Source organism: Synechococcus sp. CS-1333 (assembly GCF_025128015.1).
In the GTDB taxonomy this organism is placed as follows: Bacteria; Cyanobacteriota; Cyanobacteriia; order PCC-6307; family Cyanobiaceae; genus MW101C3.
Genome location: NZ_JAHLYO010000031.1, coordinates 12,813 through 31,959, shown reverse-complemented (window position 1 = coordinate 31,959; position 19,147 = coordinate 12,813). Strand labels below are relative to the sequence as shown.

The 19,147-nt window shown below is 66.3% G+C and carries 16 protein-coding genes; 5 read left to right on the top strand and 11 right to left on the bottom strand.

The window, feature by feature from the left end:
* The first annotated feature begins 75 nt into the window (after positions 1-75).
* On the top strand, positions 76-657 hold the full coding sequence (gene recR, locus KQ303_RS11930) for a recombination mediator RecR (protein ID WP_094511027.1): 582 nt from the start codon (positions 76-78) through the stop codon (positions 655-657).
* Between the two features lie 46 nt (positions 658-703).
* On the top strand, positions 704-1,612 hold the full coding sequence (gene lipA, locus KQ303_RS11925; protein ID WP_094511028.1) for a lipoyl synthase: 909 nt from the start codon (positions 704-706) through the stop codon (positions 1,610-1,612).
* A gap of 9 nt (positions 1,613-1,621) precedes the next feature.
* Here lipA and KQ303_RS11920 read toward each other — a convergent pair whose 3' ends face one another.
* The 4 genes from KQ303_RS11920 to KQ303_RS11905 all read right to left on the bottom strand — a co-directional run bounded on the left by KQ303_RS11920 (position 1,622) and on the right by KQ303_RS11905 (position 7,174).
* The gene (locus KQ303_RS11920) at positions 1,622-2,740 is read right to left on the bottom strand and encodes a diguanylate cyclase (protein ID WP_259730456.1); all 1,119 of its coding nucleotides are present in this window, start codon (positions 2,738-2,740) and stop codon (positions 1,622-1,624) included.
* Between the two features lie 38 nt (positions 2,741-2,778).
* Positions 2,779-4,539, bottom strand: coding sequence for a bifunctional diguanylate cyclase/phosphodiesterase (locus KQ303_RS11915; RefSeq protein ID WP_259730455.1), 1,761 nt, complete (start codon positions 4,537-4,539; stop codon positions 2,779-2,781).
* A gap of 248 nt (positions 4,540-4,787) precedes the next feature.
* Positions 4,788-6,059, bottom strand: a complete 1,272-nt coding sequence (locus KQ303_RS11910; protein WP_259730454.1) for a pyridoxal phosphate-dependent aminotransferase — start codon at positions 6,057-6,059, stop codon at positions 4,788-4,790.
* Positions 6,056-7,174 carry an NAD(P)/FAD-dependent oxidoreductase gene (locus KQ303_RS11905; protein WP_158217438.1) on the bottom strand — a complete coding sequence of 373 codons (1,119 nt, stop codon included), beginning with the start codon at positions 7,172-7,174 and terminating at the stop codon, positions 6,056-6,058. The genes KQ303_RS11910 and KQ303_RS11905 overlap by 4 nt, the downstream gene beginning before the upstream one ends.
* 784 nt (positions 7,175-7,958) lie before the next feature.
* Here KQ303_RS11905 and gap point away from each other — a divergent pair.
* Positions 7,959-8,957 (top strand): type I glyceraldehyde-3-phosphate dehydrogenase, encoded by a 999-nt coding sequence (gap, locus tag KQ303_RS11900; RefSeq protein WP_259730453.1) that lies wholly within the window; start codon positions 7,959-7,961, stop codon positions 8,955-8,957.
* On the opposite strand, the gene KQ303_RS11895 is transcribed toward gap, so the two are convergent.
* The 7 genes from KQ303_RS11895 to lysA are packed head-to-tail and all read right to left on the bottom strand — an operon-like array spanning position 8,939 to position 15,733.
* On the bottom strand, positions 8,939-9,469 hold the full coding sequence (locus KQ303_RS11895; protein WP_094511034.1) for a hypothetical protein: 531 nt from the start codon (positions 9,467-9,469) through the stop codon (positions 8,939-8,941). The genes gap and KQ303_RS11895 overlap by 19 nt on opposite strands.
* Complete coding sequence (locus KQ303_RS11890) at positions 9,466-10,536, bottom strand: DUF952 domain-containing protein (protein WP_259730452.1); 1,071 nt, start codon at positions 10,534-10,536, stop codon at positions 9,466-9,468. The genes KQ303_RS11895 and KQ303_RS11890 overlap by 4 nt, the downstream gene beginning before the upstream one ends.
* A complete protein-coding gene (locus KQ303_RS11885; protein WP_259730451.1) occupies positions 10,533-11,495 on the bottom strand; it encodes a rhodanese-related sulfurtransferase in 963 nt (320 codons plus the stop codon). Before KQ303_RS11885 ends, KQ303_RS11890 begins: the two co-directional genes overlap by 4 nt.
* Positions 11,496-11,514: 19 nt before the next feature.
* Positions 11,515-12,615: a biotin synthase BioB gene (gene bioB, locus KQ303_RS11880; RefSeq protein WP_259730450.1), complete on the bottom strand. Its 1,101-nt coding sequence runs from the start codon at positions 12,613-12,615 to the stop codon at positions 11,515-11,517.
* A gap of 23 nt (positions 12,616-12,638) precedes the next feature.
* Positions 12,639-13,433, bottom strand: coding sequence for an isoprenyl transferase (locus tag KQ303_RS11875; RefSeq protein ID WP_094511037.1), 795 nt, complete (start codon positions 13,431-13,433; stop codon positions 12,639-12,641).
* Positions 13,430-14,293, bottom strand: coding sequence for a diadenylate cyclase CdaA (gene cdaA / locus KQ303_RS11870; RefSeq protein WP_094511038.1), 864 nt, complete (start codon positions 14,291-14,293; stop codon positions 13,430-13,432). Before cdaA ends, KQ303_RS11875 begins: the two co-directional genes overlap by 4 nt.
* 24 nt (positions 14,294-14,317) lie before the next feature.
* On the bottom strand, positions 14,318-15,733 hold the full coding sequence (gene lysA, locus KQ303_RS11865; RefSeq protein ID WP_259730449.1) for a diaminopimelate decarboxylase: 1,416 nt from the start codon (positions 15,731-15,733) through the stop codon (positions 14,318-14,320).
* Between the two features lie 35 nt (positions 15,734-15,768).
* Here lysA and KQ303_RS11860 point away from each other — a divergent pair, with 35 nt between their 5' ends.
* Both KQ303_RS11860 and KQ303_RS11855 read left to right on the top strand, forming a co-directional pair.
* Positions 15,769-16,293 carry a GNAT family N-acetyltransferase gene (locus KQ303_RS11860; RefSeq protein ID WP_259730448.1) on the top strand — a complete coding sequence of 175 codons (525 nt, stop codon included), beginning with the start codon at positions 15,769-15,771 and terminating at the stop codon, positions 16,291-16,293.
* A gap of 186 nt (positions 16,294-16,479) precedes the next feature.
* Positions 16,480-19,032: an ATP-dependent Clp protease ATP-binding subunit gene (locus KQ303_RS11855; RefSeq protein ID WP_255099694.1), complete on the top strand. Its 2,553-nt coding sequence runs from the start codon at positions 16,480-16,482 to the stop codon at positions 19,030-19,032.
* Positions 19,033-19,147 lie beyond the last annotated feature (115 nt).

Below are 19,147 nucleotides of genomic sequence, written 5' to 3'. Positions count from 1 at the left end.
CAGGCCGGGAGCTCTTGGCAGCGTCTTTAGATTCGGGGTCTTCGCGTCAGTTCTCTGAGCGGCTTCACCCGTCCCCTGGCCCGGCTGATCGACCAGTTCGAGCGCCTGCCGGGCATCGGCCCCCGCACCGCCCAGCGCTTAGCCCTGCATCTGCTGCGCCAGCCGGAAGAACAGATCCGCGCCTTCGCCGATGCCCTGCTCGCCGCCCGCAGCCAGGTGGGCCAGTGCCAGCGCTGCTTCCACCTCTCCGCCGAAGCCCTCTGTGAGATCTGCCTCCAGCCGGAGCGCCAGACCGGGCTGCTGTGCGTGGTGGCCGATTCCCGTGATCTGCTGGCAATCGAGCGCACCCGCGAATACAAAGGCAGCTACCACGTGCTCGGTGGCCTGATCTCGCCGATGGATGGCATCGGACCGGAGTTGCTGCACGTGCAACCGCTGGTGAACCGGGTGGATCAGGAAGGCATCAGCGAAGTGATCCTGGCGCTCACACCGAGTGTGGAGGGGGACACCACAAGCCTCTATCTGGCCCGCCTGCTGCGTCCGTTCACCAGCGTGAGCCGGATCGCCTACGGCCTGCCGGTGGGCAGCGAACTGGAATACGCCGATGAAGTGACCCTGGCCCGGGCGATGGAAGGCCGGCGGCGGATGGACGGATGAACGGCAGGCGGCGGATGGGCGCAACGCGCTCGATAGCCTGACGGTCATGGGTTCCCGCAGCCGTTACAGCGTCATCCCTCCGGCCGAGCGGCTTCCACCCTGGCTGCGGCGCCCGCTGGGCAACGCCTCCGAGCTGGAGCGGGTGCAGGCGGTGGTGAAGCAGGAGCGGCTGCACACGATCTGCGAAGAGGGGCGCTGCCCCAACCGGGGCGAGTGTTATGCGGCAGGAACAGCCACCTTTCTGCTGGGGGGCCCGATCTGCACCCGCAGCTGCGCCTTCTGCCAGGTGGAGAAAGGCCAGGCCCCTCTGCCGATCGATCCGGCCGAGGCCGAGCGGGTGGCGCAGGCGGTGGAGCGCATGGGCCTGCGCTACGTGGTGTTGACCGCCGTGGCCCGCGACGATCAGGCCGATCACGGCGCTTCCCTGTTCACCGCCACCATGGCCGCGATCCGGCGGCACAACCCACTGATCGCGATCGAAGTGCTAACTCCCGATTTCTGGGGTGGGCACCGGCAGGAGGCCAACGGCCGGGCCGCCCAGCGGCACCGCCTGCAGCAGGTGCTGGCCGCCGGGCCCGTGTGCTTCAACCACAACCTCGAGACGGTGGAGCGGCTGCAGGGGGAAGTGCGGCGGGGCGCCACCTATGCCCGCTCCTTGAACCTGCTGGCGGCGGCGCGGGAGCTGGCGCCACAGATCCCAACCAAATCAGGGTTGATGCTGGGGCTGGGCGAATCCAGTGAGGAGGTGGTGGCCACCCTGCGCGACCTCAGGGCCGTGGGCTGCCAACGCCTGACGCTGGGGCAGTACCTGCGCCCTTCTCTGGCCCACCTGCCGGTGGCGCGCTACTGGACTCCGGCGGAATTCGAGCAGCTGGGGGCGATCGCCACCACCCTGGGCTTCGCTCAGGTGCGCAGCGGGCCGCTGGTGCGCAGCAGCTACCACGCTGCCGGCTGAGCCGGCGGGTCATTGCGGCATCAGCTGGCAGGAGCGTTTGGTCTGACGGGCACGGTTGAGGGCGATCTCAGCACGGGCAAGCAGTTCGCTGGCCTGGGCATCTTCTGGTTCGAGCAGCGGCCAATGGGTTTCGATTCCAACGCTGGCGCTCATGAACGGATCGAGAGCGGGGGGATGGGCGATCCTCAGGCCCTGGATCTCCACCACCAACTCAGCGGCAAGGCGCTCGGTTTCCGCACCGGTGACCGAAGGCAAGAGGATGGCAAAAGCATCCGCACCGACTCGTGCCAGCAAGGGGTTGTCGGCGCCCAGTCGCCGGGTGAGCAGCCTGGCGATCGCCTGCAGGCTGTCGTCGGCACAGAAATGGCCGAAGGTGTCGTTGTAGGCGCCGAAATCATCGAGATCCAGGATCACCAGGGAGAACGGATCACCTGTAACGCGCGACAAGGCAATCTGTTGACTGAGCTGCTGCTCGAAGCTGCCACGGTTGGAGAGTGCCGTGAGCGGATCCCGCCATCCCCATTGGCGGCCTTCATGGCCCACGCAGGCCAGGACGGTGGGGACCATGGTGCCCACCAGGCGTTTGAGCGCCGCCAGCTCCCACAACAGAAACCCTCCGGGCCGCTGGGTGGCCATCGTGAGAATCAGCTCATGGCTGCCATCACTGCCAAGGGGCACGGCGATGTAGTCGGTGTAACGCTCACGGCGCATATCTCTGGCCAGTGCATAGGGGATATCATCGAGCTTGAGGTTTTCCAGCAGCAGACGTTCGGGGGCTTTCTTCTCACACACCGCATGCAGCACGCTGGTGCGGTGATCCATGCCGGCAAAGAACTCACTGCCCCGGAAGAAGGAACGCACCACCTCCGGGTTCTCCACATCCCACCAATACTGAATGCCACCCTGGCCGGTTTCGATCGGAACCAGCGCCAGAGCAATGCGGTGCAGCGGGAAGCCGGCGGCCACCAGATGCCTGACGCCGTGCTGGAGAAGATCAGCTGGATTGCGATAAGGAGGTGGAAAGGTTTGATCGGCCTCCACCCAGATGGCCTTCAACGCACGGATGGCCTTGAGCTGCAGCTGATGGCGCCTTGAGGAGCCGGAGCCAATCATGGGAACGGCCGACAACTCCTGGTGATCATCGAACGCGGGGAAGGGTTCAAACATCAGATGCAGTCTGCAAGCATTTCAGAGCGCGACTGAATCAGCGCAAGGGTATTGGGAGCATTCAGAGGGCGTCCGACTAGATATCCCTGAACATAATCACAGCCAAGTTTCCGGAGCACGTCCAACTGCTCCTGCCGCTCCACCCCCTCCGCGATCGCATGAAGGCCCAGCGCCTTGGCCATGCTGATCACCGCTTTGACGATTACTTCGTCCTCTTGGTTGCTGCCCAATCCTTCGATGAAGGATTTATCAATCTTGAGAACCTCAACCGGCAGACGCTTGAGATATCGCATGGAGGTGTATCCTGAGCCAAAGTCGTCGATGGCCAAGTTGGCCCCTAAGGCCTTGATCTGCCGGAAGGCTCGAAGGGTTGCATCAACATCTTCGATCAGCATCGTTTCGGTGATTTCGATGTAGAGGCGGTCCGCTGGAAAGTTCGATTCGAACAGCGCCATGGCGATCTGTTTTGGCGTGCCTGGATCTAGCAGACTACGGACAGACAGATTCACCGAAAGGCCTAATTTCTGATCTGGACAGACCGCATGCCAACGAGCCATATGCTTGCAGGCCTGCTGAAGCACGATTGAATCGATCTGCACGATCAGCCCACTTTCTTCTGCCACTGGAATGAATTCACTGGGAGAGATCAGGCCGTGCATCGGGTGCTGCCAACGGGCCAAGGATTCGAAGCCGAGAATCCTATGGTCGTGAACATCAAAGATCGGCTGGTAATAGGAGGTGATTTCGCCGGCTGCAAGCGCTCGTCGGAGATCCTGTTCCAAAGTGGCTGCCTTGAGGGCGGTGTTTCTCATCTGCTGGTCGAAGTAAGCCAGGCAGCCCCGCCCGCTGGCCTTCGCTTTATACATTGCCATATCGGCATTTTCAATCAGCACTTCAGGGGTGTCCCTGCCATTGGCGATCGCCACACCAATCGAGGCCGAATGACTGAGCAACTTGCTGCCGATCGTCATCGGCCGGCCAATCAGATCGATGATACGTGCCCCAAGAGCCTGAACCGATTCTTGCGAAGAACTTGAGCTGACGATGATGAACTCATCGCCGGAAAGACGCCCCACAAGATCACCGGAACGCACACATTGCCGCAGGCACTTGGCCACCGTGATCAGAAAACGATCTCCAGTGGTGTGGCCATGGGCATCGTTGATCAACTTAAATCGGTCAATGTCGATAAAAAGAACCGCCAATGATCCCTTACTGCCACCGCTGCGCAGGTTCGATTCCAGGCTGAGCGCCAGCTGGCTGAGCACGCGGCTGCGGTTCGGGAGCCCCGTCAGCAGGTCGTAGCTCGATTGATCCATGGCTGCACGGGTGGCGGATCGCTCCGCCAGCATCGACTTGCTGACCTGTGCACACAACTGCAGGCTCTGGGCCATGGCCTCGAGCAGCCAGCGCTCCTGAAGGTCGAAGGGGGTCTGATAGCGAGCAATCAGCAACACATCCAGGCCTGAAAGCAGGCACCAGTGAACCTGCCGCAGCCCCGTAGCCAAGCGCACTTCCGTGGGACGGTCCGCCGCAACCCGCAACAGCAGGGCCTGATCTTCCGCGCTCAGACCCACCGAGCAACGGAAGGATTGGTTGGTGATTAGGGCCGCTACATCGGCTTTGAGCGCCAGCGCCAGCTGGTCAACCACTTCATTTGTGGTGGATGGGTCCTCAATGGAAAAAGCAGCAAGGATGGCAGCATGGGCCCTCAACGACCAGGGGATACCCGTGGAGGTGTGCTCGCTCTCGCTCCTCATGGGATCACTGCATAGGGAGGGGCCCATGGGCACAAGCAGCTCGGACTCGAACGCCAGGCCCCTACGGCATCAACCGAGCCAGCGGGTGAGCGGAGCTGGAGGCGAGAAGAGGACACGGCATCACCATGGAAGTTGTTGGAGGAGTAGCTCGGTGAAGTTGCGGACCCTCTGAGAAGGTGGCTGCTAATGAGGGGAAAGCGGTGCAGGCAGCCTTGAATCACTCCAGCTTCATTGATAAGAATCTGAGCTTATCCATTGCCGTCCCGCCGACCCGGTGCGCATTGCAACAGACTAATCGCAGGATCCTCAACGACTGACGCACCCAGGCGTGGCCATTCCCGCAGGCCCCGTGCCAGCCGATCGAGACCTTCGGCCAGCACCCCCGCAGAGGTGGCGAAGCAGAGGCGTATGTGGCCCGCTGCCCCTGCCCCGAACCAGCGGGGGCTGCCGGGCACCACGGCCAGCCGATGCCGCTGCAGCAGCCACTCTGTCAGGGGCTCCACACCCCTCTCCCCGCCCGGCACCCGTACGAGCGCCACGTAGGTGGCATCGGGCGTTTCCACTTCAACGCCGGGCATGGCCCGCAGCAGCGTGATGGCCTGATTGCGGCGCTCCAGCAGATGCTGCTGGAAGGCCTGCAACCACCGCAGCCCCTCCGGGGAATAGGCCGCCTCCGCCGCCACCTGGCTGAGGGTGGCCACCCCTGCCACCGTGGCGGGCTGCTCACTGGCCGCCAGCATGCGGGCACAGGCCTCGGCATCGGCCATGGCCACATAGCCCACCCGCAGGCCTGCCAGGGCAAAGGATTTCGAGAAGCCATGCACCACGGCACCCTGGGCCGCCAGGGCCGGCTCAAGCGCCAGCCAGCTGGTGAAGACCGCCGGCGGGTACACCACCTCGCTCCAGATCTCATCGCTGAGCACGCGAATGCCGCGCTCCAGGCAGAAACGGCCGAGTGCCTCGAGCTCATCGCGCCGGAAGCAGCGGCCCAGCGGGTTGTGGGGGTTGCAGAGGCAGAACAGGCGAGTGCGCGGGCTGATCAGCCTGTCGAGCGCCTCAAGATCAAGTGGGGCATGGCGGTCGAGGCTCCAGAACAGCGGCGTGGCCCCCGCGGCGCGCACGGTGTGGGCAAAGAGGAAATCCGCCGGATCCCACACCACCGCCTCATCCCCCGGGCGGAGCCACTGGAGGGCCACCATGGCCAGGCCCGCGGCGGCGCTGTCCACGGCGATCACCCCATCCGCGCTCACATCGGCCCCACGCTCCTGGCGCAGGTAGGTGGCCACGGCGGCGCGGAAGGAGGGCAGCCCCCCGGCCGGGCCATAGCTGAACACTCCGCCGCTGGCGTAGCGGATCACGGCCTCCCTGATCACCGGTGCTGCGGGAAAGTCGGGATCGGCGGCGGTGAGCGGAATCACCCCTTCGGCCTGCTCCGCCCAGCGCATGTTGTAGGCCCGCTCACGCAGCAGTTCGAAAGGAACGGCGTCATCGTCGAAACGGACGCCTTCAGCCCCATTCATTTCGCCAGTGGCAAAGACGTACTCTCCACCTCGGCCGGGGGACGCACGAACTGAGCCGCCATCGTTCGCCCGGCGTGCAGGTAGCGCTTCAGCGACGGATGGCGCTGGTGGTGGTAAGTGCTCAGGGCCCGGTTGAGATCCATAGGCAGCCGGCAGGCCAGCAGCTGCTCGGAGAGGCAGACCGCATCCTCCAGCGCCGTATTCGCGCCCTGGCTGGTGAAGGGCAGCAACGGATGGGCCGCGTCGCCCGCCAGCACCAGGTTGCCCCGTGCCAGACGGGGCGGGGGATCGATGTCGAGCGGCTGCCAGAGGTGGGGCAGGGAGGGATGGGTGGCCTCGATCGTTTCACGCACGAACTGCGGAAAGCTGCGCAGGTGGGTGTCGAGGAAGGAGGAGATGGCGCCAGGCGCCGGGGGCGCGAAACGGTGGCTGTCGAACTGCACGAACCAGATCACCCGCCCCTTGGCCAGGGGCACCAGCCCCACCGCAAACCCTCCGCTGGGATCGAGCACCTTGACGAAGCGGTGGCCCAGGGTGGCCGCCACCGCCGGCAGATGGACACAGGCGACGATCTCGTTGACCCGGGCGCGGCGCGGCGGCACCGAGGGGCGATCGGCGGTGAGGTGGGCACGGCAGCGGGAGTTGACCCCATCAGCGCCCACGAATACATCAGCGCTGTGGCGCACCAGCGTGGCCTGACCGCCGCAGGCGAAGGAGGCCGAGAGCATGCGATCGCGGTCGTGCTCGAAGGCTTCAAAGCGGTGATTGAACTGAATCACCCCGCGGGGCAGTCCGTCAGCCAGTGCCCGCAGCAGCGAGGGGCGGTCGACCGCGATGGTGTGGGTGACAGGGTGCTGGGCAATCGAGCGCCCGCAGGAGGAAAGGATCGAGACCCGCTCAAGCGCATGGCCGATACCACTGGCCAACACATCAATGCCGAGCGACTGCAGGGCGCGCTGGCCGTTCTCCAGCACAAGGAAGCCGAAGCCCTGGCGGTCCATGGTGGTGGAGCGCTCGAACACGTTGATCCGCTCACCGCCGCCGGCGCCGCCGCGGCAGAGGGAGCGGGCCAGGGCCAGACCAGCCACACCGCCGCCGATGACGGCCACCTTCATCTCAGAAAGACCCAGCGGCCCCATCGACCTTCGCTCCAGTGATTCAGAACTGTGAAACCAGATCTTCTCGCGAGCAGGTGAAGAAGCGTGCATCAAAGAACACGTTCGCACTGCATGTATGGGCCACCAAGACAACTTGAAGCCTCAACATCATTGGAGCAGAATGTGAGCATGGCAAGATTTTCATGAGAGACGCTCGAGCTCGCCACTTGCGCCTACCTGCTTCATCTGCGGCCTGATCATCTGCTCCCCAGGCGCAGTGAGCCCTTCGCTGGCCGTGGGGTCTCACAGGAGATCTGGTGGATTCCTGGCAACCAGCCCGCTCCAACCACCATTTGTGTTAGCAGAGCGGCTGCAATCCGTGCCAGATGCGGTGCCAGTTCACATCCTTTGTTCCGGATTCACCCACCAACACCATCAGCAAGCCTCTTGGGTACACCCGCCACGCCTCACGGACCAGTCGCTCAGCGGACAGGAGGCGGACAGGTGATCGCTGCAGGAAAAGCGGACAGGCGGCATCAGCGGCAAAGGGGAAATCATTCGGAAGAAACTCGCTGACCACATGCGATTCATCGGTGCGCCCTTGTCCGCAACACTCGCTTGCCACAGGGCAACGCGCTGGCCAACCATTCACGACAAACCCTGTCAGCCGTTGCAGAGCCCTCCCAACGCCCTGTAAGGATTGGATGGCGATGCATCCAACACCCGCACAGTGTCGTCAGATCGCCTGCAAGGAAGCAACCTTGCGGGAGTCACACGCGGCATCAGGCCAGAGGCTTCTTCCATGACCATCACCATCGGCATCAACGGATTCGGGCGAATTGGCAGGCTTGTGTTTCGCCGTGCCTTTGAAACCGAAGACATCAGTGTTGTCGGCATCAACGATTTGATGGATATCGATTATATCGCCTACATGCTCCGCTACGACTCCACCCATGGTCGCTTCAAGGGGGATGTGGAGATCGACGGCAACAACCTGATTGTGAACGGACACCCGGTACGGGTCAGCGCCGAGCGGGATCCGAAAGCCCTGGCCTGGGGGGCGGTGGGGGCCGAGGTGGTGCTGGAGGCCACCGGCCTGTTTCTCACCGATGCCACGGCCAGGGCCCACATCGAAGCCGGCGCGCGCAAGGTAGTGCTCTCCGCTCCCTCGAAAGACGACACCCCGATGTTCGTGATGGGGGTCAATCACACCAGCTACGCCGGTCAGGACATCGTCTCCAATGCCTCGTGCACCACGAACTGCCTGGCACCGATCGCCAAGGTGCTGCACGACAGCTTCGGCATCAGCTCCGGCCTGATGACCACAGTGCATGCCACCACGGCCACCCAGAAAACCGTGGACGGCCCTTCCGTCAAAGACTGGCGCGGCGGGCGAGGTGCCGGGCAGAACATCATCCCGTCCTCCACCGGAGCGGCCCGGGCGGTGGGCAAGGTGATTCCAGCCCTGAACGGCAAGCTCACCGGCATGGCGTTCCGGGTGCCCACCCCCGATGTGTCCGTGGTGGATCTCACCGTGAATCTGGCCACCCCCACCACCTACGACGCCATCAAAGAGGCCATGCGGACGGCGGCGGAAGGGCCGATGCAAGGGGTGCTCGGGTACACCGAGGACGAGGTGGTGTCAGCGGATTTCGTAGGCGAAACCTGCACCTCGGTGTTCGATGCCAATGCGGGCATCGCCCTCACCGACACCTTCGTGAAAGTGGTGGCCTGGTACGACAACGAATGGGGCTACTCCTGCAAATGCGTAGACCTCATCCGTCACATCGCCAGCCGCTGAGCCAGGCGGGCGGATCGCCGCAGCCCTTCCTCGCAACGGCCTGACATCAACAGGCCGGAGCCGCCCCACACCAGCCGCAGGGGCAGGTCGCCCACGCCGGCGGCCAGCTCCCGCTGGGGGGTGAAGCCGAGGCGCCGGAAATACCGCACCAGGCGGCGATGTTGGCGTTCCTCATCGCGGATCGCCAGCAGGCGGGCGCGCCGGCAGGGGGTGGCCTCCAGCGCCCAGGCGAACGTGGCCGCCCAGATCAGCGGGCCCACCGCCGGCGGTGCCTGCACCACACGCATGGTGTCGAGCTGCAGGCCGGCGGCGGTGGGCAGCGCCCAGCCCTTGAGCTCACCGACCAGAGCAGGCGGGCCCTCCGGCCGGATGCAGGCCACCCCCACTCGCAGCGTCCACACCCCCAGACGCCGGTCCACCTGCAGGCGCAGCAGCAGGCCCTTGGCCGCCGCCCAGCGCTCCAGGTCGTCCAGCGACGGCAGTGGTTCGAGGGAAGGCGCCGCGCTGCTCATGCCGCTTGCCGCACTGCCGTGCGCGGTGAGGCCGCCAGCGGAACATCCAATGGTTCCGCCGCCACCACCGCGTTGAGGGCCAGCGGGCCGTGGATGTGGGGGAACAGCTCCGCGCTGCCGGCTGAGGACTCCAGCCGCAGCGGCACCGTGAGCCGGGCGGGATCAATCGAGAGCAGCACCAGATCGGGCCCATCGGCATAGAAGCGGGCCTGGGTGGCCGCCAGCTGATGGGCGAAGCAGGCATGGATGAAGCCCACCTGCTCCAGGCTGAGGCCGCGGGTGGAGCGGCGGTAGACGCCCGCACGGCAGGCGTCCTGCCAGTCGGCAGCCAGGGCCAGGTGATGAACCAGACGCCCGGCAGGGAAGGGTCGGCCGGGAGCGTCGTCGCTCCAGGGCTCCTGCGGGGCCATCACCGCCGCCAGGGGGGCGCTGGCGAGGAAGCGGCCCAGCCAGGCCTGCAGCGCCGCCAGGCCCGGCAGGGCATCGAACCCCGCAGGATCCGCCAGGCGGAACTGGCGCACGAAGGGCAGCAGAGCCAGATCGGCCAGCGATGGCCTGGGCCCGAGCAGCCAGGCGACCCCATCAGCACCGGCGGCCTGCTCCAGCCACAGGTTCCAGTCGCCGAGCACCTGCAGGGCCGCCTTGTGGTGGACCAGCGGATCGGCTTCAGGGTGGCGGCTGGCGTACTTGTAGCGATCCAGGTGGTGCTTGAACACCTCGTCGTTGCAGCGGATCAGCGCGGCCATCTCCCGTTGCGCCTCCGCCGCAGGCGCATCAGCCGCACCGAAGCCGGGGGTACCGCCACGGCGCAACAGCCAGTCGTCGGGATCATGCTGGTACAGCGCCCAGGCCATGATCTCCAGGCTCTGCTCGATCACCCGGCCATCCGCCAGCACCAGCACCGGCACCGTCCCCTTGGGTGAGGCCTGAAGCAGCTCCAGCGGCTTGGCCGCCAGCCGCACTTCACACAGCTCCACCAGCAGGCCGGCCCGCTCGATCGCCAGCCGCGCCCGGATCGCATAGGGGCAGCGGCGGAAGCTGTAGAGCACCGGCAGGCCGCAATTCATGGGCAGGGGGAGCCGCCCGCCCCGGCCCCGATGTGCCGGCCCCCGCGGCTGGCGGCCAGCGTGCTCTGCCGCTGGCGCTCGGCGAAGCGGGCGCGGTCGGCGTCGCTGAAGCGATCGCGGCAGTGACGGCAGCTCACCCCCTGCACGTAGCTGTCGAGCTGGCGATCCGCAGGCGAAAGCGGCAGACCACAGGCGTGGCAGAGGCTGAAGCCACCCGGTTCAAGCCGGTGATTCAGCGCCACCCGCTGGTCGAACACATAGCACTCGCCCTGCCAGTGGCTCTGCTCGGTCGGCACCTCCTCCAGATAGCGCAGGATGCCCCCCTGCAGGTGGTGCACCCCCTCGAAGCCTTGCTGTCGCAGGTAGGCGGTGGCCTTCTCGCAGCGGATGCCGCCCGTGCAGAACAGGGCCAGCCGCTCCGGGCGGCGGGCCTCCACCAAGGGAGCCAGCTGCTGATCCACCCAGCGGGGGAACTCCCGGAAGCTCTCCAGACCCGGATCGATCGCCCCGGTGAAGCTGCCGAGCGCCACTTCATAGCAGTTGCGGGTGTCGATCACCAGCGTGGTGGGATCGGCGATCAGCTCCTGCCACGCCTGGGGCGGCACGGGGGTGCCGGGCCTGGAGGCCGGCGTGGCGGTTTCCTCTGCCGGCGGGGGCGTCAGCTGCACCGCAGCGCAGCCCATCGTGACGATTTCGCGCTTCAGCCGCACCTTGAGGCGATGAAAGGCCTGCGACCCACACCAGGAGGTTCTGGCCTCCAGATCGGCCAGGCCGGATTGGCAGCGCAGCAGCTCCAGCAGCGTTTCCACACCGGCGGCGCTGCCGCAGATGGTGCCGTTCACCCCTTCAGCCGCCACCAGCACCGTGCCCCGCAGCTCCGCCGCCTGGCCCACCTGCAGCAATTGCTGGCGCAGTTCAGCGGGCTGGGGGATGGGGGTGAAGCGGTAGAAGGCCGCCACCCGGAACGGCAGCGCAGACTCAGCCAGGAGCCACCACCCGGCCGGCGGCCTGCTCGGATTCCCCAACCGACGGCTCGCTCCACTGGGCGCGCACACCGGCCGCCGCCAGCAGGGCACGATCGGCCTCCACATCAGGGTTGCCGGTGGTGAGCAGGGTGTCACCATAAAAAATCGAATCGGCGCCGGCCTGCAGGCAAAGAATCTGCGCCTCGCGGCTCAGCGCTGTGCGACCGGCACTCAGCCGCACCCGGCTGTGGGGCATGAGGATGCGGGCGGTGGCCACCATGCGCACCAGGTCGAGCGGATCCAGCGGCGGCTGCTCTTCCAGTGGGGTGCCCTCCACCGCCACCAGCCCGTTGATCGGCACGCTCTCGGGATGGGGATCAAGGCTGGCGAGCACCTGCAGCAGGCCGGCCCGGTCGTTGCTGGTTTCCCCCATGCCGATGATGCCGCCGCAGCAGAGGGTGATCCCGGCTCGGCGCACCCGCTCCAGCGTTTCCAGCCGCTCCTGGTAGGTGCGGGTGGTGATGATCCGGTGGTAGTGCTCCGGGCTGGTGTCGAGGTTGTGGTTGTAGGCGGTGAGGCCCGCCTCGGCCAGCCGGGCGGCCTGGGTGTCGGTGAGCATGCCGGCGGTGACACAGGCCTCCAGGCCCAGCTCCCGCACCCCGCGCACCATGGCGAGCATGGCCTCGAACGGCGCACCCTCGCGGATCTCCCGCCAGGCCCAGCCCATGCAGAAGCGGTCGGCACCGGCCTCCTTCGCCGCCCGGGCCCGGACGAGCACCGGCTCCACATCGCGCTCCGGCTGGCCGGTCACATCGGCGCTGTGGTGCATCGACTGGGGGCAATAGGCGCAGTCCTCCTCACAGCCGCCGGTCTTCACGCTCAGCAGCGAGGCCAGCTGCACGTGGTAGCCGGGGTTGGCGCTGCGATGCACCTGCTGGGCGCGCCAGAGCAACTCCATCAGCGGGGCTTCCAGCAACGCCTGAATCTCGTCCCGGCTCCAGTCGTGGCGAACGAGGACCGGCGTGGCGTCAGGCGCGGCTTCGGACGCGGATGTGGCTGCGGAGGCTTCGGCCGCAAGGGCGGTGCCGCTGGAGAGGGTGGGGGAAGCGATCAAGGCGGCAGGGGAAGGGGGAAGGATCAGGCGGTGAGCGGTGCGACGCCACCGAAGCGCCGCTGGCGGTTCTGATAATCGCCGAGGGCCCGCAGCAGGGCGTCTTCGTTGAAGTCGGGCCAGAGCACATCGGTGATGTGGATTTCGGCGTAGGCGAGCTGCCAGAGCAGGAAGTTGCTGATCCGGTATTCGCCGCTGGTGCGGATCAGCAGATCCGGATCCACCTCATCGGCGGTCTGCAGTTCGGCGGCGAAGGACTGCTCGTCGATGCTGGCCGGATCAAGCTCGCCGCGGGCCACCTGATCGGCCAGACGCCGCGCCGCCTGCACCAGCTCGCTGCGGCCGCCGTAGTTGGTGCACACGTTGAAGTGAATGCCGGTGTTCTCAGCCGTGCGGCGCGTGGCCGAGGCGATTAGCTCCTGCAGACCGTGGGGCAGTTGCTCGAGATCGCCAAGGAAGCGGATGCGCACCTGTTCGCGGTCGAGGGCCTCCAGTTCGCGGGCCAGCACCCGCTCGAACAGGGTCATCAGGAAGCTCACCTCCTCGCCGGGGCGGTTCCAGTTCTCGGTGGAGAAGGCATAGGCCGTGAGCGCACCGATGCCCCAGTCGCTGCAGAGGCGCAGGGTGCGCTTCAGGGCTTCAACGCCCTCGCGGTGCCCCATCACCCGCGGCAGGTTGCGCTGGCGGGCCCAGCGGCCGTTGCCGTCCATGATCACCGCTACGTGGGCCGGCAGGCGGCTGGGATCCAGCACGGACGGCACGGCCCTCAAGGGCTGCGGATTCGCCTGGATCAGGGGAGTGGTCGCCGGGGAGCGACTCATGCGCGTGACTCTGGCGTGTCCTTCGACACGCTACGACCCGTGGGCAGCGCCACCACCGAGCCATGGCCGGACTTCGGCGTGGGCTTGGTGGTGGGCTGGGCCAGGGCGAGGCTGAGCAGCTCGCGCAGCCGGCTGCTGGTGATCGGTCGCTCCAGCCGGCCATGGCGCGCCAGTGACAGGGTGCCCGTTTCCTCGGACACCACGATGCAGAGGCAGCGGTCGAAACGCTCAGTGATGCCAAGGGCCGCCAGGTGGCGGGTGCCATAGCGGGTGAGGCCCTGGCGGGACAAGGGCAGGATCACCCCCGCCGAAAGGATGCGGTTGCCGCGCACCAGCAGGGCGCCGTCGTGGAGCGGGGTGTCGGCCGCAAACAGATTGAGGATCAGATCCACCGAGAGCACCGCATCGATGGCGATGCCGGGATTGAGGAAGTCTTCGGGACGGAGATCACTGCCGAGATCCACAAGCATCAGTGCACCACGGCGATGCTGCGACAAGCAGCCCGCCGCTTCGGTGAGCACCGCCACAGAACCGGACACCGCCGCATCAGCCGCCTGGCTGCCGAGCAGCACATCGAGCCGGCCGGTGCCGAGAAGCTCCATCAGGCGCCGCAGCTCCCCCTGCCAGAGGATCGCCAGCGCCAGACTGCACCCCAGCACCACTGCTTCCAGCAGGCGTGTGGTGAGAGGCAGCACGGCGATGCGCTGGACCACCCACACCAGCGCCACGAGGAACAGCCAGCCACGCAGCAGCCACAGGGTGCGCGGCTCCCGCACCCTCGCCAGCAGCAGCACCCCCAGCGAGGAGGCCAGCACGATGTCGAGGATCAGGCGCACGTCGAGGAGCTTCAGCCAGATCACCCGCAGCCCCCAGCCAATCTGGGCTCAGGGTACCGGCGTCAACCGCTCCGGCAGGACGTCGTAGCGCAGCAGCTCGTCCGGTCGCTCCCGCCGCTGCACCAGTTCGGCCCGACCCCCCTGCACCAGAACGGCAGCAGGGCGGGGGATGCGGTTGTAGTTGGAGGCCATCGAAGCGTTGTAGGCGCCAGTGGCGAGCACCACCAGCACGTCGCCGGGGGCGGAGGCGGGCAGGGCCAGCTCCTTGAGCAGCACGTCGCCGGATTCGCAGTGCTTGCCGGCCAGCGTGACCGTTTCTTCAGCGGCGCCGGCAGGCCGATCGGCCAGCACGGCGGTGTAGGCCGACTGATAAGTGATCGGCCGCGGGTTGTCGCTCATGCCCCCATCCACCGACACGTAGGTGCGAATGCCGGGGATCTCCTTGCGGCTGCCGATCGTGTACAGAGTGAGGCCGGCGGTGGCCACCAGGGAACGGCCCGGCTCGCACAGCAGCCGCGGCAGCTCCAGATCCCGCTCCAGGCAGGCGGCCGCCACGGCCTGGGCCACGCCCTGCACCCAGGCCTGAATCGTCGGGGGATCGTCGCTGACCACGTAGCGGATGCCCAGGCCCCCGCCCACGTTCAGATCGGTGCAGGGGTGGCCGAGCGAACGGGCCAGCGCCAACGCGTCGGCCATCACGGCCGCCAGGTCGCGGTGGGGCTGCAGCTCGAAGATCTGAGAACCGATGTGAGCATGCAGGCCGGTGAGCCGGGCCCAGGGGCATTCCGCCAACTGGCACAGCACCTGCTCGAGCTGATCGGGGTCGAAGCCGAACTTGCTGTCGAGGTGGCCGGTGCGGATGTACTCGTGGGTGTGGCACTCGATGCCGGGCGTGAACCGCAGCATCAGGGAAGCCGGCCGCTCCGCGGTGGCGATCGTGGCGAGCAGCTCCAGATCGCGCCAGTTGTCGGCCACCACGGTGACCCCGTGCTCCACCGCCAGCGCCAGCTCCTCCACCGATTTGTTGTTGCCGTGCAGCACGATCCGCTCCGGTGGCATGCCACCGCCGAGCGCCGTGAGCAGTTCACCGGACGACACGGCATCCAGGCCAAGGCCCTCGGAGGCCACCACAGCGGTGATCGCCAGGCTGCTGTTGGCCTTGGAGGCGTAGAGCGCCAGCGAGCGGCCGGGGTAGAAGGTGTCAAGCGCCTCGCGGTAGGCGCGGCAGCTGGCACGAAGCGTGTCTTCGTCGAGCACGTAAAGCGGTGTGCCGTAGGTACGGGCCAGGTCACTCAGGAGACAGCCGCCCACCACCAGGGCTCCATCGGGCGCGCAGGTGGTGCTGATCGGCACCAGGTTGCGGTTCGGGCTGGCCGCTTCGATGGCGCCGGCCAGCAGGGGATGGGGCTCCGCGGTACCGGCTGTGGCGCCGCTGGTGGCACCGATCGCACTGGTGGGGGGCATCCTGGGAAGGGTCCGGATCAGCGTCAATCGTAAGGATGTCTCCGGATGCTGCTGCCGACGCCACCGGCGCAGACGCCCAGGCGCAGGCGCGCAGGCTGATGCCAGCGGATCTGGAGGCCTGTCTCGCGCTTGACCGGCTGGCTCTGGGCGGGCTGTGGGACTCGGATCAGTGGCAGACCGAACTGGAGAGCGACGGCCGGCTCTGCCTCGGCCTCGAAGGGCCAAGGGGGCTGGAGGCCATGGCCAGCGGCTGGCTGGTGGTCGATGAGCTGCAGATCATGGTGGTGGCGGTGCACCCCGACTGCCGGCGGCGCGGCCGGGGGCGGCGTGTTCTCAGGGCCCTGCTGCAAAAGGCCCGGCAGCAGGGAGTGCAGCAGGCCACCCTGGAGGTGGCCGCCGGCAACACTGCCGCCCTGGCGCTCTATGCCGCCCTCGGATTCCGCAGCCAGGGACGGCGTTGCCGTTACTACCGCAATGGTGAGGACGCTCTGATCAAATGCCTGCCACTGGTGGAGATCGCGGTAACGCCACCGCCACCGCTGGGTTTCAGCGGCGAATGAGTGCTTGACGAGGTACGGATTGCCGCCCTTCGTTGATGTGAAAGCACCAACAGTTATGGCCGGCCAGATATGCCTATCAGCGGGGCTGATCCATGGTGCAGCAATGGATCTGGACATCTCCAGCCGAAGATCACAAACACCCTCTCAGCCCTGATAGGTTGGGTGCACTTGCATCAGGTCCCGCCCATGTTCGAGCGGTTTACCGAGAAAGCCATCAAGGTGATCATGCTGGCCCAGGAAGAGGCCCGCAGGCTGGGCCACAACTTCGTGGGCACGGAGCAGATCCTGCTGGGCCTGATCGGCGAAGGCACCGGCGTGGCGGCCAAGGTCCTGAAATCCATGGGGGTCAACCTCAAGGACGCCCGGGTGGAGGTCGAAAAGATCATCGGCCGCGGCTCCGGCTTCGTGGCCGTGGAGATTCCCTTCACGCCCCGTGCCAAGCGTGTGCTGGAGCTCTCGCTCGAGGAAGCCCGCCAGCTGGGCCACAACTACATCGGCACTGAGCACCTGCTGCTCGGCCTGATCCGGGAGGGCGAGGGAGTCGCCGCCCGGGTGCTTGAGAACCTCGGCGTCGATCTCGCCAAGGTGCGCACCCAGGTGATCCGCATGCTCGGCGAAACCGCCGAAGTGGCCGCCGGCAGCGGCAGCAAGGGGTCCACCAAAACCCCCACCCTCGATGAATTCGGCAGCAACCTCACCCAGCTCGCCACCGAAGGCAAGCTGGATCCGGTGGTGGGCCGTCAGAACGAAATCGATCGGGTGGTGCAGATCCTCGGCCGCCGCACCAAGAACAACCCTGTGCTGATCGGCGAGCCCGGCGTGGGTAAAACCGCCATCGCTGAAGGTTTGGCGCAGCGCATCACCCTCGGCGAGGTTCCGGACATCCTCGAAGACAAGCGCGTGCTCACGCTTGACATTGGCCTGCTGGTGGCGGGCACGAAGTACCGGGGCGAGTTCGAGGAGCGCCTCAAGAAGATCATGGAAGAGATCAGGAGCGCGGGCAACGTGATCCTGGTGATCGACGAAGTCCACACCCTGATCGGTGCCGGCGCCGCTGAGGGCGCGATCGATGCGGCCAATATCCTCAAGCCCGCCCTGGCCCGGGGCGAGCTGCAGTGCATCGGCGCCACCACCCTCGACGAATACCGCAAGCACATCGAGCGCGATGCGGCCCTTGAACGCCGCTTCCAGCCGGTGATGGTGGGCGAACCCACCGTTCTCGACACCATCGAGATCCTGCGTGGCCTGCGCGAGCGCTACGAACAGCACCACCGCCTGAAGATCAGCGACGAAGCCCTCGTGGCCGCCGCCACCCTGGGCGACCGCTACATCTCCGACCGCTTCCTGCCCGACAAGGCGATCGACCTCGTCGATGAAGCCGGCAGCCGCGTGCGCCTGCTCAACTCGAAGCTGCCGCCGGCCGCCAAGGAGCTCGACAAGCAACTGCGCTCGGTGCAGAAGCAGAAAGAAGATTCCGTCCGCGAGCAAGACTTCACCAAGGCCGGTGAACTGCGCGACAAGGAAGTGGAACTGCGTGAGCAGATCCGATCCATCCTCCAGGCCCGTCGCGATGAAGAGCCCACGGCAGCCGAAGGCGGCGAGGCCATCACCACCGAAGCCACCGGCTCCATTGAGCTGCCGCTTGCCGGTGCCGGCGGCGATCGCAGCCCGGTGGTCACCGAAGAGGACATCGCCCAGATCGTGGCCTCCTGGACCGGCGTGCCGGTTCAGAAGCTCACCGAAAGCGAATCGGTGAAACTGCTCAACATGGAGGAAACCCTCCACCAGCGTCTGATCGGCCAGGACGAAGCCGTCAAGGCTGTGTCCAAGGCCATCCGCCGCGCCCGGGTGGGACTCAAGAACCCCAACCGCCCAATCGCCAGCTTCATCTTCTCCGGTCCCACCGGCGTGGGCAAAACCGAGCTCACCAAGGCTCTGGCGGCTTACTTCTTCGGCAGCGAAGAGTCGATGATCCGGCTCGACATGTCGGAGTTCATGGAGCGCCACACCGTCAGCAAGCTGATCGGCTCGCCTCCGGGTTATGTCGGCTTCAACGAAGGTGGCCAGCTCACCGAAGCGGTGCGCCGCCGGCCCTACACCGTGGTGCTCTTCGACGAAATCGAGAAGGCTCACCCCGATGTGTTCAACCTGCTGCTTCAGCTGCTGGAAGATGGCCGCCTCACCGATTCCAAAGGCCGCACGGTCGACTTCAAGAACACCCTGATCATCATGACCTCGAACATCGGTTCGAAGGTGATCGAGAAAGGGGGTGGGGGCCTGGGGTTCGAATTCTCCGGCGCCGCCGCCGAAGAAACCCAGTACAACCGCATCCGCTCCCTGGTGAACGAAGAGCTGAAGCAGTACTTCCGCCCTGAGTTCCTCAACCGTCTCGATGAGATCATCGTCTTCCGTCAACTCACCCGTGACGAAGTGAAGGTGATCGCCGACATCATGCTGCGCGAAGTGTTCGGCAGGATGCAGGAGAAAGGCATTGGTCTCTCCGTCACCGAGGCCTTTAAAGAGCGCCTGGTCGAAGAGGGCTACAACCCCAGTTACGGAGCCCGCCCGCTGCGCCGCGCCGTGATGCGCCTGCTTGAGGATTCTCTGGCCGAGGAGTTCCTCTCCGGCCGCCTCAAGGATGGCGATGCAGCGATCGTCGATGTCGACGACGACAAGCAGGTGGTGATCCGCCACCAGGCGATCACGCCCGAGCCCGAACTGGCTGCCGCCAGCGCCTGAATCAGCGGCGGTTTCACACGGTCCACTCGACGGCGGGAGTTCAATGAACTCCCGCTTTTTCTTGCGCGTGCCACCGCACGCCGCGCAGGTGCCGGGTCGCGTTGCCGCTCGATGC